Raw genomic sequence first — 14,363 nt, forward strand, 5'->3', positions numbered from 1 at the left:
CGAAGCACCACCCGCCGAACCGACGGCACTTCTCCACCCACCCTCAGCAGCAGCACCGACGTAACCATCGGCGCCCCTCCCTCAGGGCGCACTTCGCCGGAGGCAACACCGTGACCGTGAAGGACATCCTCGCCGCGATCCAGTCGCCGGACTCGACTCCGGCCGACTTCGCCGCCCTGCCGCTCCCCGAGTCGTACCGCGCGATCACCGTGCACAAGGACGAGACGGACATGTTCGCGGGCCTCGCCACCCGCGACAAGGACCCCCGCAAGTCGATCCACCTGGACGACGTCCCGGTGCCCGAACTCGGCCCGGGCGAAGCCCTGGTGGCCGTCATGGCGTCGAGCGTCAACTACAACTCCGTGTGGACCTCGATCTTCGAGCCGCTGTCGACCTTCGGCTTCCTGGAGCGCTACGGCAAGCTCAGCGAGCTGACCAAGCGGCACGACCTGCCGTACCACGTCATCGGCTCCGACCTCGCGGGCGTCGTCCTGCGCACCGGCCCGGGCGTCAACGCCTGGAAGCCCGGTGACGAGGTCGTCGCGCACTGCCTGTCCGTCGAGCTGGAGTCGAGCGACGGCCACAACGACACGATGCTCGACCCCGAGCAGCGCATCTGGGGCTTCGAGACCAACTTCGGCGGGCTCGCCGAGATCGCGCTCGTCAAGTCCAACCAGTTGATGCCCAAGCCGGACCACCTCTCGTGGGAGGAGGCCGCCGCACCCGGACTGGTCAACTCCACCGCCTACCGGCAGTTGGTCTCCCGCAACGGCGCCGGCATGAAGCAGGGCGACAACGTCCTCATCTGGGGCGCGAGCGGCGGACTCGGCTCGTACGCCACGCAGTTCGCGCTCGCGGGCGGCGCCAACCCGATCTGTGTCGTGTCCTCGCCCCAGAAGGCGGACATCTGCCGGGCGATGGGCGCCGAGGCGATCATCGACCGCAACGCCGAGGACTACCGGTTCTGGAAGGACGAGCACAACCAGGACCCGCGCGAGTGGAAGCGGTTCGGGAAGCGGATCCGTGAGCTCACCGGCGGCGAGGACGTGGATATCGTCTTCGAGCACCCGGGCCGCGAGACCTTCGGCGCAAGCGTTTACGTCACCCGCAAGGGCGGCACGATCGTCACCTGCGCCTCGACCTCCGGGTTCAACCACGAGTACGACAACCGCTACCTGTGGATGTCCCTGAAGCGGATCATCGGCTCGCACTTCGCCAACTACCGCGAGGCCTGGGAGGCCAACCGCCTGGTCGCGAAGGGCAAGATCCACCCGACGCTCTCCAAGGTGTACTCCCTGGAGGAGACCGGCCAGGCCGCCTACGACGTCCACCGCAACCTCCACCAGGGCAAGGTCGGCGTCCTGTGCCTCGCCCCCGAGGAGGGCCTCGGTGTGCGCGACGAGGAGAAGCGCGCCCAGCACATCGACGCGATCAACCGCTTCCGGAACATCTGAGGTCCGCTGATGACTGAGCGCCAGAAAGACCGGCCGTGGCTCATGCGCACGTACGCCGGTCACTCCACGGCAGAGGCGTCCAACGAGTTGTACCGGCGCAACCTCGCCAAGGGCCAGACCGGTCTGTCGGTCGCGTTCGACCTGCCGACGCAGACCGGCTACGACTCCGACCACATCCTCGCCCGCGGCGAGGTCGGCCGGGTCGGCGTGCCGGTGGCCCACGTCGGTGACATGCGCCGGCTGTTCCAGGACATCCCCCTGGACCAGATGAACACCTCGATGACGATCAACGCCACCGCCATGTGGCTGCTGGCGCTCTATCAGGTCGTCGCCGAGGAGCAGGGCGTCGACATCACCCAGCTCCAGGGGACGACCCAGAACGACATCGTCAAGGAGTACCTGTCGCGGGGCACGCACGTGTTCCCGCCGGTGCCCTCGCTCCGGCTGACGACCGACATGATCTGCTACACGGTCAACCACATCCCCAAGTGGAACCCGATCAACATCTGCAGCTACCACCTCCAGGAGGCCGGGGCCACCCCGGTCCAGGAGATCGCGTACGCCATGTCCACCGCGATCGCCGTCCTGGACGCGGTGTTCGCCTCCGGTCAGATCCCCGAGGACCGCAGGGGCGATGTCGTCGCCCGTATCTCCTTCTTCGTGAACGCGGGCGTCCGCTTCATCGAGGAGATGTGCAAGATGCGCGCCTTCGGCCGCATCTGGGACGAGATCACGCGCGAGCGCTACGGCATCGAGAACCCGAAGCAGCGCCGGTTCCGCTACGGCGTCCAGGTCAACTCGCTGGGCCTGACGGAGGCGCAGCCGGAGAACAACGTCCAGCGGATCGTGCTGGAGATGCTGGCCGTGACGCTGTCGAAGGACGCACGCGCGCGTGCCGTTCAACTCCCGGCGTGGAACGAGGCGTTGGGGCTCCCCCGGCCCTGGGACCAGCAGTGGTCGCTGCGTATGCAACAGGTGCTGGCGTACGAGAGCGACCTCTTGGAGTACGCGGACATCTTCGAGGGCTCGCACGTCATCGAGGCGAAGGTGGCCTCCCTGGTCGAGGAGTCCCTCGCCGAGATCGACCGCATCGAGGAGATGGGCGGCGCGATGGCCGCCGTCGAGTCGGGCTACCTGAAGTCGCAGCTCGTGTCCTCGCACGCCGAGCGGCGGGGCCGTATCGAGTCCGGTCGGGAGAAGATCGTCGGCGTCAACATTTTCAACACGACCGAGCCCAATCCGCTCACCGCCGACCTCGACACCGCGATCCAGACGGTCGACCCGGCCGTCGAGGCGCGGGTCGTCGAGGCGTTGCGGCGGTGGCGGGACACGCGCTACCAGCCGCCGTTCAACCACCCGCGCCCGTGCAAGGCGCTGGAGCGGCTGAAGGAGGCCGCCAAGGGCACCGACAACCTCATGGAGGCCACCCTGGAGTGCGCACGCGCCGGTGTCACGACCGGTGAGTGGGCCGGGGCCCTGCGGGAGGTGTTCGGCGAGTTCCGGGCGCCCACGGGCGTCTCGTCGGCGCCGGTGGCGGTGCCCGCCGAGGAGGGCTCGGCGATGGCCGGGGTACGCCGCAAGGTGGATGTGACGGCGCGCGAGATGGGCGTCGGCAAGCTGCGCTTCCTGGTCGGCAAGCCGGGTCTGGACGGGCACTCCAACGGCGCCGAGCAGATCGCCGTACGCGCGCGTGACGCCGGCTTCGAGGTGGTGTACCAGGGGATCCGGCTCACCCCGGAGCAGATCGTGGACGCGGCCCTCGCGGAGGACGTGCACGCGGTCGGTCTGTCGATCCTGTCCGGCTCGCACGCGCAGTTGGTGCCGGACGTGCTCGATCGGCTCCGTGTGGCCGGTGCCACAGACATACCTGTCATCGCCGGTGGGATCATCCCCAATGGGGACGCCGAACAACTCCGGGAAGCCGGAGTCGCCGCGGTCTTCACCCCGAAGGACTTCGACATCACCGGAATCATCGGCCGCATCGTCGACGAGATCCGCAAAGCGAACAAGCTCGACCCCCTGCTCGACCCCTTGGAGGTCCCCGCATGACCCAGCCCGCCCCCGTCAACCGGCTTCGTCCACGGCGCTCCTGTCTCGCGGTCCCGGGCAGCAACCCGCGCTTCCTGGAGAAGGCGCAGGGCCTCCCGGCCGACCAGGTCTTCCTGGACCTGGAGGACGCGTGCGCGCCGCTCGCCAAGCCCGAGGCGCGGCACACCATCGTCAAGTTCCTCAACGAGGGCGACTGGACGGGCAAGACGCGGGTCGTGCGCGTCAACGACTGGACGACCGAGTGGACGTACCGCGATGTCGTGACCGTGGTCGAGGGTGCGGGCCAGAACCTCGACTGCATCATGCTGCCGAAGGTGCAGACGGCCCAGCAGGTCGTCGCCCTGGACCTGCTGCTCACGCAGATCGAGAAGACGATGGGCTTCGAGGTCGGCAAGATCGGCATCGAGGCGCAGATCGAGAACGCGCAGGGTCTCAACAACGTCAACGAGATCGCGACGGCCTCCCAGCGCGTCGAGACGATCATCTTCGGACCCGCCGACTTCATGGCGTCGATCAACATGAAGTCCCTTGTGGTGGGCGAGCAGCCGCCCGGCTACCCGGCGGACGCCTACCACTACATCCTGATGAAGATCCTGATGGCCGCCCGCGCCAACAACCTCCAGGCGATCGACGGCCCTTACCTCCAGATCCGCAACCTCGACGGCTACCGCGCGGTCGCCCAGCGGGCCGCCGCGCTCGGTTTCGACGGCAAGTGGGTGCTGCACCCGGGCCAGGTCGAGGCGTCCAACGAGATCTTCTCGCCGTCCCAGGAGGACTTCGACCACGCCGAGTTGATCCTGGACGCGTACGACTTCTACACGTCCGAGGCCGGCGGCAAGAAGGGCTCGGCGATGCTCGGCGACGAGATGATCGACGAGGCCAGCCGCAAGATGGCGCTCGTCATCTCGGGCAAGGGCCGGGCCGCCGGTATGGAGCGCACGTCCAAGTTCGAAGCGCCGGAGGCCTGAGCACCATGCAATTCGGACGCACCTACGAGGAGTTCGAGGTCGGCGCGGTCTACAAGCACTGGCCCGGGAAGACCGTCACGGAGTACGACGACCACCTCTTCTGTCTCCTGACGATGAACCACCACCCGCTCCACATGGACGCCAACTACGCCGAGAACACGACGGACTTCGGCAAGAACGTCGTGGTCGGCAACTACATCTACTCGCTGCTCCTGGGCATGTCCGTGCCGGACGTGTCGGGCAAGGCGATCGCCAACCTGGAGATCGAGTCGCTGAAGCACGTGGCGCCGACCTTCCACGGGGACACGATCTACGGCGAGACGACGGTCCTCGACAAGACGCCCTCCAGGTCGAAGAACGACCGCGGGATCGTGTACGTCGAGACCAAGGGCTACAAGCAGGACGGCACGCTGGTCTGCGTGTTCCGCCGCAAGGTGATGGTGCCGACCGAGACGTACATCAAGGAGCGCGGCGGCGAGCAGCCCGGCCGCCCCCAGCTCGAGGAGCAGGAGAAGTAGCCATGGCGCGACTCGCCCAGACCGCCGGTCTCACGGACGTCCAGCGGGAAATCCTGTCCACCGTCCGGGACTTCGTGGACAAGGAGATCCTCCCGGTCGCCACCGAGCTGGAGCACCGCGACGAGTATCCGCAGCAGATCGTCGACGGGCTCAAGGAGTTGGGCCTGTTCGGCCTGATGATCCCGGAGGAGTACGGCGGCCTGGGCGAGTCCCTGTTGACGTACGCCCTGTGTGTCGAGGAGATCGCGCGCGGGTGGATGTCCGTGTCCGGGATCATCAACACCCACTTCATCGTGGCCTACATGCTCAAGCAGCACGGCACGCAGGAGCAGAAGGACCACTTCCTGCCGCGCATGGCGGCCGGTGACATCCGGGGCGCGTTCTCGATGTCGGAGCCGGCGCTCGGTTCGGACGTCTCGGCGATCACGTCGAAGGCGGTGAAGGACGGTGACGAATACGTCCTGACCGGCCAGAAGATGTGGCTGACGAACGGCGGGACGTCGTCACTCGTCGCCGTACTCGTGCGAAGTGACGAAGGACACCCGGAGGGCACCGCGCCCCACAAGTCGATGACGACCTTCCTGGTCGAGAAGGAGCCCGGCTTCGGTGAGGTCCGGCCCGGTCTCACCATCCCCGGGAAGATCGACAAGATGGGCTACAAGGGCGTCGACACCACCGAGTTGATCATGGACGGTCTGCGCATTCCGGCCGATCGCGTGCTCGGCGGCGAGACCGGCCGAGGTTTTTACCAAATGATGGACGGAGTCGAGGTCGGCCGCGTCAACGTGGCCGCGCGTGGCTGCGGAGTCGCTCAGCGTGCCTTCGAGCTGGGCGTCTCGTACGCGCAGCAGCGTCACACCTTCGGGAAGCCCATCGCCCAGCACCAGGCGATCCAGTTCAAGCTCGCGGAGATGGCCACCAAGGTCGAGGCCGCCCATGCGATGATGGTGAATGCGGCACGCAAAAAGGACTCCGGCGAACGAAACGACCTTGAGGCAGGGATGGCGAAGTACCTCGCCTCCGAGTACTGCAAGGAGGTCGTCGAGGACGCCTTCCGGATCCACGGCGGGTACGGCTTCTCCAAGGAGTACGAGATCGAACGCCTTTACCGCGAGGCGCCGATGCTGTTGATCGGCGAAGGTACCGCCGAAATCCAGAAAATGATCATCGGGCGCAGGTTGCTCGAAGAGTATCGATTCCAGGGCTGATTGTCCGTTTCGGGGTGTTTTCATCGAGAAGAAGATCACACCCCGTCAACGCTCTTCAGCCGCCGACTCGGCTTCCTGGCTTGCCCAGTTGTGGCCCGCGACCGGTACGATCCCGGGAAAGCCGCCGTCCCCCGTTACAGCGCGGCATCATCCGCTACGAAGGTCATCCATGCCCCACAGCCAAACCTCTGCACCACGCGACAGCCTGGCAGGCGTACGCCTCGCGCGCGGAGCATCGCCGTGGCTCCTGCCGACCGTCGCCACCGCAGCCCTCAGCCTGGTACGTGCGCGCAAGTCCGGCGCCGCCAAGGTCGTGGCCGTACCCGCCACCGCGCTCGCGGCGGGCATGCTGTGGTTCTTCCGCGACCCCGAGCGCGAGATCACCCAGGGCCGGGTCATCTCGCCCGCCGACGGTGTGGTGCAGAGCATCATGCCGTGGAAGGACGGTCGCACCCGCGTCGCCATCTTCATGAGCCCGTTGAACGTCCACGTCAACCGCGCGCCGCTCTCCGGCACGGTGACGTCGGTCGAGCACATCCCGGGTGGATTCGTTCCGGCGTTCAACAAGGAGAGCGAGAACAACGAGCGGGTCGTCTGGCACTTCGACACCGAGCTCGGTGACATCGAGATGATCCAGATCGCCGGCGCCGTCGCCCGCCGCATCGTCCCCTACGTCCCGCAGGGCACGAAGGTCGAGCAGGGCGAGCGCATCGGACTGATCCGCTTCGGTTCGCGTGTCGACATCTACCTCCCCGAGGGTGTCGAGGTGGACGTGGAGGTCGGTCAGAAGACGGTGGCTGGGGTGACTCGCATTGACCGTGGTTGATCCGGAGACACAGACGGGCTGGGTGCCCGCGGCCGACGAGGTGGACGACGAGGAGGAGATGCCTCTTTCTCTCCGCCTCTCAATAGCGGACACCCTCACCCTCGGCAACGCCACCTGCGGCTTCATGGCGGTGTACTTCACCACCACCGGCATCCTGATCCCGCATCTGACGGGCAACGACGAGTCGACCGGCATGGCCCGCCACAGCGCGGCCACCGCGGTCATCCTGATGCTGTGCGCGGCGGTCTTCGACCTCTTCGACGGCCTCGTCGCCCGCAAGCTGCGCTCCTCCCCCATGGGCGCGGAGCTGGACAACCTGTCGGACCTGATCAGCTTCGGCCTCGCGCCGGCGTACTTCGTCCTCGTCTACGGCATGGTCGCGGACGACGCGCACCAGAGAGTGGCCGCGGTCGGAGCGATCGTGGTGCTGCTGGCCGTGGTGCTGAGACTCGCGCGCTTCTCGTGCGTGACACCACCGAACGGCATGTTCCAGGGCATGCCCTCCCCGTTCGGTGCGCTGACGGTGGTCTCGATCGTGCTGCTCGAACTGCCCTTCGCGGCAACGCTCATGGCGATCCTCGGCACCGCCTGGCTGATGGTGAGCCGGGTCGAGTACCCGAAGCCGCGCGGTCGCCTCGCGGTGGCGATGCTGGCCTGGATCGTCCTGTCGATGGGCCTGCTGGCATCCTGGGCGTTCGACGCCCCGGGCGGTCAGCTGCTCCTCCAGACGGGCTGCGCGCTCCAGTTGGTCATGGGCGCGGTGATCCCGCTGTTCGCGACGGCCCGCCGGGTGAACAACTTCCGCGGCAACCGGCGCGAGGCGCGAGCGGCGCAGTTGCCGTAGCGGTCGTAGAACGCGCGTTGTAGTACGACACGAAGGGCCCCGAGCCGCTTGGCTCGGGGCCCTTCGACGTGCTTGCGGATCGGGAAGAGCCGGGGCTCAGACCAGGAAGTCCCGCGCGATGTTCTCCGCGACCCGTTCCAGGATCGGGCCCGCGTCCGCGATGCACTTGACGACGTCCGGTTCGACGGCCGTGAGCGGGTAGGCGCGGCGGATGCCCGCGTGGCCGAGTGACTGCGGGGGCAGGGCGAGGCGGCCGCAGACGGCGACGACCTCCTTGCCCTCGGCGCGGGCCGCCGCGGCGACGCCTGCGGGGGCCTTGCCGTGCAGGGTCTGTTCGTCGAGGGAGCCCTCGCCGGTGATGACGAGGGTGGCGCCCTCCAGGGCGGAGGCGAAGCCGAGGACGTCGAGCATGACCTCGATGCCCGGGCGGAAGCGGGCGCCGAGCAGGAGCGCGCCGTAGCCGATGCCGCCCGCCGCGCCGGCGCCGGGTGCGGAGGCGTACTCGGCGGCCTTGGCCCCGATCGACTCCTCCAGGATCTTCGCGTAGTGGCTCAGGGCCTCGTCGAGGGCGTCCACGTCGTCGGGGGCGGCGCCCTTCTGGGGGCCGTAGACCGCGGGGGCGCCCTTGGGGCCGGTGAGCGGGTTGTCGACGTCGCTCGCCAGGACGAGTTCGACGGACTTCAGGCGCGGGTCGAGGCCGGTGAGGTCGGCCGAGGCGAGGTCGATCAGGCCGCCGCCGCCCGGGGACACCGGTTCGCCGTCCGCGTCCAGGAAGCGGGCACCGAGCGCGGAGAGCATGCCCGCGCCGCCGTCGGTCGTGGCGCTGCCGCCGACGCCGAACACGATCGTCCGGGCACCCGCGTCCAGGGCGGCCCGCAGCAGTTCACCGGAGCCGTACGTCGAGGAGGTGAGCGGGGCGAAGACGCCCTTGGGCAGTCTCTGCAGGCCGCTCGCCTCGGCCATCTCCACGACGGCCGTGTCGCCGCGCACCGCGAAGGCCGCGGTGATCTCGTCGCCGAGAGGTCCGGCGACCCGTATCTCGCGCCGCTCGAAGCCCGCCGCGACGGCCGCGTCCACCGTGCCGTCGCCGCCGTCCGCGACCGGCATCGCCGCGACCTCCAGATCGGGTACGACCCGGCGCAGCCCGGCCGTCACCCGCTCGGCGACCTGCACGGCCGTCAGCGACCCCTTGAACTTGTCCGCGGCGATGAGCACCCTGTGGGTGCCCCTCTGTGCAGCGTCCGCCACCTTGCGTTCCCCTTGCTCTACGGGCCCCCACACACTTCAGGGCCAGTCGCGCCGCTGCGACCTTAACCGGCCGACGCCCCCGCCGTCATGCCCCGCCCGAACGCTGGGACCGGGCTGAGCGTCCCCTGTGCCACTGCCCCGCCTGGAATCGGGTACACCGGAAACATGACCCCAGTGCGTACGGAGCTGCCGCTCGCGGACCGCGTCCTCGGGGGCTGGCTCGGCCGGATCGCGGGCAACATGCTCGGCAAGCCGGTCGAGCAGGGTGACCTGTGGACGCGCGACCGTATCGACCGCTATCTGCGGCGGGCCGGCGCCCTGCCGCTGACCGACTATCTGCCGGAGCCGGCCGACGAGGACGACGGCTTCGAGCTGCGCCCCGAGTGGCAGCGGTGCGTGCGCGGCCGGATCCACGGCAGCTGCCGTGACGACGACGTCGACTACGCCGTCCTCGGCCTCGACCTGCTGGAGACCCACGGCTTCGGCTTCAGCACCGAGCAGGTCGGCGAACTGTGGCTGCGGAGACTGCCGTATCTCCAGACGTACACGGCCGAGCGGGCCGCCTACCGCAATCTCGCGAACGGACTCAAACCGCCGCTGACGGCCACGCACGACAACCCGTACCAGGAGTGGATCGGCGCACTCATCCGCGCCGACATCCACGGCTGGACCAGCCCGGGCGCTCCTCGTCGCGCGGCCCAACTGGCCCGCCGGGACGCCGTGTTGTCGCATTCCGGGAACGGTGTCTACGGCGCGATGTGGGCCGCCGCGCTGATCTCGGCGGCGTTCACCGCGCCGACCGTGCGGCAGGCGCTGGACACGGCGCTGACCGTGATCCCGGCGGGCTGCCGTCTCGCGCGGACCGTGCGCCGGGTGCTCACGCTGCACGAGACCCGGATGAGCTGGGAGGACACGCTCACCACGCTGTCGGAGGAGACGGCGGGGCTCGGCTGGATCCACACGGTCCCGAACGCGGCCGTCCTCACCGCCGGACTCCTGTACGGCGACGGGGACTTCACCCGCACCATCACGCTCACCGTGCGCGGCGGCCTGGACACCGACTCGAACGGCGCGACCGCCGGTTCGGTCGCCGGGGTGCTGACCGGCGCGGACGCGATCCCGGGCCAGTGGAAGGACCCCCTGGAGGACACCGTGCGCAGTGCTGTGTTCGGGTTCGACGGGGTGCGGATCAGTGAACTGGCCGCGCGGACCGTGCAGTTGGCGGAGGCCGCCGAGGTCTAGACGGCGCCCTGCGCGATGAGGCTCCGGGCGCAGTCGAGGACGGCCTCCCTCGCGGGGCGCGGTTCCCAGCCGAGGACGCGGCGGGCCTTCTCGGTGCTGTGGCGGTTGCGGCGGCCGAGCGCGGGGGTGATCTCGCGCAGCGACGGGTCCCGGAAGCGGGCGGCGAGGCGGACGGCGAAGTCCGGGAGGCGGCGCGTGGAGACGGTACGGCCGTGCTCGCCGAGGCCCTCGCGCAGGGCGCGGGCGATGTCCTCCATCCACACGAACTCCCCGGTGGCCAGGAAGCGTTGACCGGCTGCCGCCGGTGAGGTCATCGCCCGGAGGTGGACGTCGACCAGGTCGCGGACGTCCACGACCTCGAGGCCGATGCGCGGGACGCCGGGCATCTTCCCGCTCACCATGCGCGCGATGATGCCGACGGAGCCCAGGTTCGCGGTGGTGAGGACCGGCCCGAAGACGGCGCCGGGGAGCACGGTCGTCAGCTCGGTGGGACCGTCGTAGCCGCTCATGAAGTCCCATGCGGCGCGCTCGGCGAGGGTCTTCGAGCGGCGGTAGGGGATCAGGGTCGGGTCGTCCGGATCGGTCCACAGCTCCTCGTCGGTGACGCCTTCGGAGGCGTACGACGAAGGGCTCGCGGTGTTCGCGGCCGAGGTCAGCACCACGCGTCGTACGCCCGCCCCGGTGGCCGCGCGCAGGACGCGCAGGGCGCCGTCGCGGGCCGCCGCGATCAGGGCCTCGGGGTCGTCCGAGGCGGCGCCGAGAGGGGAGGCGACGTGCAGGACGAAGTCGACGCCCTTGAGCGCGGCGTCCCAGCCCTCGTCGGCGGTGAGGTCGGCGACGGCGAAGCTCAGCCGTCCCGCGGGGTCGACGACGGTCGCGACGGCGTCGGTGACCGCGCGCTCCCTGCCCGGGGCGCGGACGGTCGTACGGACGTCGTAGCCGCGGCGCAGCAGTTCGGCGATGCACCAGCCGGCGATGTAGCCGCTGCCTCCGGTGACCAGGACGAGTTCGGGCATGACGGTGCTCCCTGCGGTGTCGGACGGGGGTGTGCCAGAATGGAGAGCGAAACGGAGGCCCCTCCGGTACATTCACCAACGTACCGGAGGGCCCTCCGCTTAGCAATCCGAGACCGGACGGACGACCTGCACCCGTGAACCCGAAACCGACCCGCCGCGACGCCCTCGACAACCGGGAGCGCATCCTGGCCGTCGCCCGCGCGGCGATCGCGGAGTCGAGCACCGTCTCCCTGACCGCGATCGCCAAGGAGGCGGGCGTCGGCATCGGGACGCTGTACCGGCACTTCCCCACCCGGGAGGCGCTGATCCTGGAGCTGTACCGGCACGACATACAGCACCTGATCGACCGCGCGCCCGTGCTCCTCGCGGAGCAGCCGCCGCTGGTGGCGCTACGGCGCTGGTTCGACGAGGTCGCCCACTACGGGCGGCTCAAGTACGGCGTCGCCGAGGTGATCCACGCGGCGACCGACGGGGGCGCCGACGACGAGTACCTCGCGCCCTTCGTGGCGGCGATCGACGTACTCCTGAAGGCCGGGGCCGCCGACGGCTCGCTCAAGCCGGACGTCGACCCGGAGGACGTGCTGCTCCAGCTCAGCGTGCTGTGGCGGATCGATCCGGCGCGGCCGGGCGCGGCGGCGCGGGCCGGACGGATCCTCGACCTCATCGTGGACGGGCTGCGGACGCCGCAGCCGTGACCGACGGGTCCGCGAACGCCTCCGCCGTCACACCGAACGCCCGCAGCACCACCCGGTCCCGCAGCCCGTCCGGCAGGAACCGCAGCAGGGCGAGGGCGCGGGCGTCCCGGCCGGTGGTGGTGAGGGTCGCGGGACGGCGGGCGGTCAGCGCGCGGACGACGGCGTCGACGGCCGGGGCGACCGGCCCGAGCGGCTGCCGGGCGGCCGTCGTGGCTACGGCGTCCAGGGCGCGGGCGTAGTGCTGCTGGGTCTTGGCCGAGCCCGCCCGGCCCAGGTCCGCGCTCGCCCTGTCCGCCGTGGCGAAGATCGGGGTGTCCATGGCGCCGGGTTCGACGAGGGTGACCTCGACGCCCTGGTGGCGGAGTTCCGCGCGCAGGGAGTGGCTGAGCGCGGCGAGGGCCGCCTTGGAGGCGGCGATCGGGCCGAAGAACGGCAGCGGGACGCGGGCCGATACGGCGCCGATGTTCACGATCCGGCCGCCGGACGCCCGGAGCGCTGGCAGGAAGGCGCGGATCACCGTCGTCTGGCCGATCACGTTGACCTCGAACTGGCGGCGCCATGCCTCGGCGGGCGTCAGCTCGACGGGGCCCTGGCCCATGATCGCGGCGCTGTTCACGAGCCCGTCCAGACGGGGACCGACCTGCTCGGCCGCGGCGAACACGGAGTCCTCGTCGGTCAGTTCGAGGTGGACGGGGGTGAAGCCGGCGTCCCGCAGCGCGTCCGCGTCCGCGGGTCGGCGGTGGGTGGCGTACACGGTCCAGCCGTCGGCGTGCAGGGCGCGCGCCACGGCGGAGCCGACGCCGCCGGTGGCGCCGGTGACCAGGACGGTGCGGGGAGAGGGCAGGGACTGCTCAGCCACAAGGGCCGCCTTTCACAAGGGAGTTCGGATCACCGTGGGGTCCGGTGTCTCCCCCACCCTGCGCCGGGCGGCCGCCCACTTGAAGAGTGCAGAATTTACTGGTGCCCGCAACACCACCACCACCAGAGTCCGGGGATCACGGCCGCAAGGCCCTCGCCGCCTTCCTGCGGTCCCGCCGTGAGCGCGCCGACCCGGCGGAGACGGGGCTGCCACCCGGTGGCCGCCGGCGCACCCCGGGCCTGCGCCGTGAAGAGGTCTCGCTGCTCTCCGGGGTGAGCCTCACCTGGTACACCTGGCTGGAACAGGGCCGGGACATCAACGTCTCCCCGCAGATCCTGCTCGCGCTGACCCGCGCGCTGCAGTTGGACGACGTGGAGCGCGCGCACCTGTTCCGGCTGGCGGGCAGGACCGCGCCCGAGCCGGCCGAGCGGTCCCTCCAAGTGCCGGACGCGGTACGGGCGTTCCTGGACACGCTGATGCCCCACCCCGCCTTCGTCATCGACCGCTGCTTCGACGTCCTGGCCTGGAACCGGGCCCAGGAGGTCATGCTCGGCCCCGCCCTCCTCGACCGGCCGCGCCGCGAACTCAACAGCGCCTGGCTGCTGTTCAGGGAACCCGGCATCCGCGCCCTGATGCCCGAGTGGGAGGCGGAGACGGAGTGGATGGCGGGCCTGCTGCGGCAGCAGGCGGCGTACGAACTGGACAACCCGCGCTTCACGGAGCTGATCGACGAACTGACCGCCACCAGCCCGCACTTCGCGCGTCTGTGGGAGGCACACGAAGTGGTGGAGTTCCGTTCCTCCGTGCGCCGCTACCGCCACCCCCGCGCGGGTGACATCGAGGTGTCGTTCGTACGGCTCGCCGTGCAGGAGGCGCCCTGGCTGAGCCTGATCTGTCACTTCCCGGAGCCGGGCAGCGAGTCGGCGAGACGGCTGCGCGGGCTGGTTACCCTTCCAGAATGACCACCACGCCAGACTTCGCCACCTACCTCGCGGGTCTCCCCCGCATCCTCGCCGGGGCCGCCGCGCTCTTCCGCGACACCGAGGGCCGGGTCCTGCTCGTCGAGCCCAACTACCGCGAGGGCTGGGCCCTTCCCGGCGGCACGATCGAATCGGACGACGGCGAGACCCCACGCCAGGGCGCCCGCCGCGAGACCCTGGAGGAGATCGGCCTCGACATCGAACTCGGCCCCCTCCTCGCCGTCGACTGGGTCTACCACGGCCCGGACTACCCGCCGTTGGTGGCCTACCTCTACGACGGCGGAATCCTCACCCCGAACGACCTCAAGTCGATCCGCCTCCAGGAGGAGGAACTGTTGTCCTGGCGCCTCGTCCCCCGCGAGGACCTCACGGAGTACCTGCACGGCTCGCTGGGACTCAGGGTCCTGGTCGCGCTTGATGTGTTGGAAGAGGGGGCGGGGACGGCGGAGTTGGAGA

Annotated in this window: 14 protein-coding genes; 11 read left to right on the forward strand and 3 right to left on the reverse strand. The window is 69.9% G+C overall.

The features are described from left to right. The first annotated feature begins 110 nt into the window (after nucleotides 1-110). The 7 genes from ccrA to pssA all read left to right on the forward strand — a co-directional run bounded on the left by ccrA (nucleotide 111) and on the right by pssA (nucleotide 7,867). Nucleotides 111-1,454, forward strand: coding sequence for a crotonyl-CoA carboxylase/reductase (ccrA, locus tag JHN63_RS35255; protein ID WP_307782060.1), 1,344 nt, complete (start codon nucleotides 111-113; stop codon nucleotides 1,452-1,454). 9 nt (nucleotides 1,455-1,463) lie between these two features. Next, entirely contained in the window at nucleotides 1,464-3,503 is a 2,040-nt protein-coding gene (locus JHN63_RS35260) for a protein meaA (RefSeq protein WP_200688550.1), read from the forward strand. After that, nucleotides 3,500-4,471: a CoA ester lyase gene (locus tag JHN63_RS35265; protein WP_200688552.1), complete on the forward strand. Its 972-nt coding sequence runs from the start codon at nucleotides 3,500-3,502 to the stop codon at nucleotides 4,469-4,471. The genes JHN63_RS35260 and JHN63_RS35265 overlap by 4 nt, the downstream gene beginning before the upstream one ends. Nucleotides 4,472-4,476: 5 nt before the next feature. Beyond that, nucleotides 4,477-4,989 (forward strand): MaoC family dehydratase, encoded by a 513-nt coding sequence (locus JHN63_RS35270; protein WP_200688554.1) that lies wholly within the window; start codon nucleotides 4,477-4,479, stop codon nucleotides 4,987-4,989. Between the two features lie 2 nt (nucleotides 4,990-4,991). Continuing rightward, nucleotides 4,992-6,197: an acyl-CoA dehydrogenase family protein gene (locus tag JHN63_RS35275; protein ID WP_200688556.1), complete on the forward strand. Its 1,206-nt coding sequence runs from the start codon at nucleotides 4,992-4,994 to the stop codon at nucleotides 6,195-6,197. 169 nt (nucleotides 6,198-6,366) lie between these two features. Further along, nucleotides 6,367-7,023, forward strand: a complete 657-nt coding sequence (locus JHN63_RS35280) for a phosphatidylserine decarboxylase (RefSeq protein ID WP_200688558.1) — start codon at nucleotides 6,367-6,369, stop codon at nucleotides 7,021-7,023. A 22-nt stretch (nucleotides 7,024-7,045) separates the two neighbouring features. After that, nucleotides 7,046-7,867, forward strand: a complete 822-nt coding sequence (gene pssA, locus JHN63_RS35285; protein WP_200688572.1) for a CDP-diacylglycerol--serine O-phosphatidyltransferase — start codon at nucleotides 7,046-7,048, stop codon at nucleotides 7,865-7,867. Between the two features lie 96 nt (nucleotides 7,868-7,963). On the opposite strand, the gene JHN63_RS35290 is transcribed toward pssA, so the two are convergent. Next, nucleotides 7,964-9,082: a glycerate kinase gene (locus JHN63_RS35290; RefSeq protein ID WP_200688573.1), complete on the reverse strand. Its 1,119-nt coding sequence runs from the start codon at nucleotides 9,080-9,082 to the stop codon at nucleotides 7,964-7,966. A gap of 198 nt (nucleotides 9,083-9,280) precedes the next feature. Between JHN63_RS35290 and JHN63_RS35295 the strand changes: the two genes are divergently transcribed. Further along, complete coding sequence (locus tag JHN63_RS35295; RefSeq protein ID WP_200688561.1) at nucleotides 9,281-10,357, forward strand: ADP-ribosylglycohydrolase family protein; 1,077 nt, start codon at nucleotides 9,281-9,283, stop codon at nucleotides 10,355-10,357. Here JHN63_RS35295 and JHN63_RS35300 read toward each other — a convergent pair. After that, nucleotides 10,354-11,373 (reverse strand): NAD-dependent epimerase/dehydratase family protein, encoded by a 1,020-nt coding sequence (locus JHN63_RS35300; RefSeq protein ID WP_200688563.1) that lies wholly within the window; start codon nucleotides 11,371-11,373, stop codon nucleotides 10,354-10,356. The two genes, JHN63_RS35295 and JHN63_RS35300, sit on opposite strands and share 4 nt — an antisense overlap. Nucleotides 11,374-11,507: 134 nt before the next feature. Here JHN63_RS35300 and JHN63_RS35305 point away from each other — a divergent pair, with 134 nt between their 5' ends. Continuing rightward, nucleotides 11,508-12,068 carry a TetR/AcrR family transcriptional regulator gene (locus tag JHN63_RS35305; protein ID WP_200688564.1) on the forward strand — a complete coding sequence of 187 codons (561 nt, stop codon included), beginning with the start codon at nucleotides 11,508-11,510 and terminating at the stop codon, nucleotides 12,066-12,068. Here JHN63_RS35305 and JHN63_RS35310 read toward each other — a convergent pair. Beyond that, complete coding sequence (locus JHN63_RS35310) at nucleotides 12,034-12,927, reverse strand: SDR family NAD(P)-dependent oxidoreductase (RefSeq protein ID WP_200688566.1); 894 nt, start codon at nucleotides 12,925-12,927, stop codon at nucleotides 12,034-12,036. The two genes, JHN63_RS35305 and JHN63_RS35310, sit on opposite strands and share 35 nt — an antisense overlap. A 101-nt stretch (nucleotides 12,928-13,028) precedes the next feature. Here JHN63_RS35310 and JHN63_RS35315 point away from each other — a divergent pair, with 101 nt between their 5' ends. After that, nucleotides 13,029-13,889 (forward strand): helix-turn-helix transcriptional regulator, encoded by an 861-nt coding sequence (locus JHN63_RS35315; protein ID WP_200688568.1) that lies wholly within the window; start codon nucleotides 13,029-13,031, stop codon nucleotides 13,887-13,889. Continuing rightward, the coding region (locus tag JHN63_RS35320) for an NUDIX hydrolase (RefSeq protein WP_200688570.1) at nucleotides 13,886-14,363 on the forward strand (478 nt) is incomplete at its 3' end. The genes JHN63_RS35315 and JHN63_RS35320, both read left to right, overlap by 4 nt.

It is taken from the genome of Streptomyces sp. MBT65 (assembly GCF_016612545.1).
GTDB lineage: Bacteria > Actinomycetota > Actinomycetes > Streptomycetales > Streptomycetaceae > Streptomyces.

Excerpts from the sequence above, each read along its gene's own strand:
- JHN63_RS35265 (WP_200688552.1), top strand. The coding sequence starts at position 3,500 with ATGACCCAGCCCGCCCCCGTCAACCGGCTTCGTCCACGGCGCTCCTGT.
- JHN63_RS35260 (WP_200688550.1), top strand. The coding sequence starts at position 1,464 with ATGACTGAGCGCCAGAAAGACCGGCCGTGGCTCATGCGCACGTACGCC.
- JHN63_RS35300 (WP_200688563.1), bottom strand. The coding sequence starts at position 11,373 with ATGCCCGAACTCGTCCTGGTCACCGGAGGCAGCGGCTACATCGCCGGC.
- JHN63_RS35270 (WP_200688554.1), top strand. The coding sequence starts at position 4,477 with ATGCAATTCGGACGCACCTACGAGGAGTTCGAGGTCGGCGCGGTCTAC.
- JHN63_RS35275 (WP_200688556.1), top strand. The coding sequence starts at position 4,992 with ATGGCGCGACTCGCCCAGACCGCCGGTCTCACGGACGTCCAGCGGGAA.
- JHN63_RS35280 (WP_200688558.1), top strand. The coding sequence starts at position 6,367 with ATGCCCCACAGCCAAACCTCTGCACCACGCGACAGCCTGGCAGGCGTA.
- JHN63_RS35295 (WP_200688561.1), top strand. The coding sequence starts at position 9,281 with ATGACCCCAGTGCGTACGGAGCTGCCGCTCGCGGACCGCGTCCTCGGG.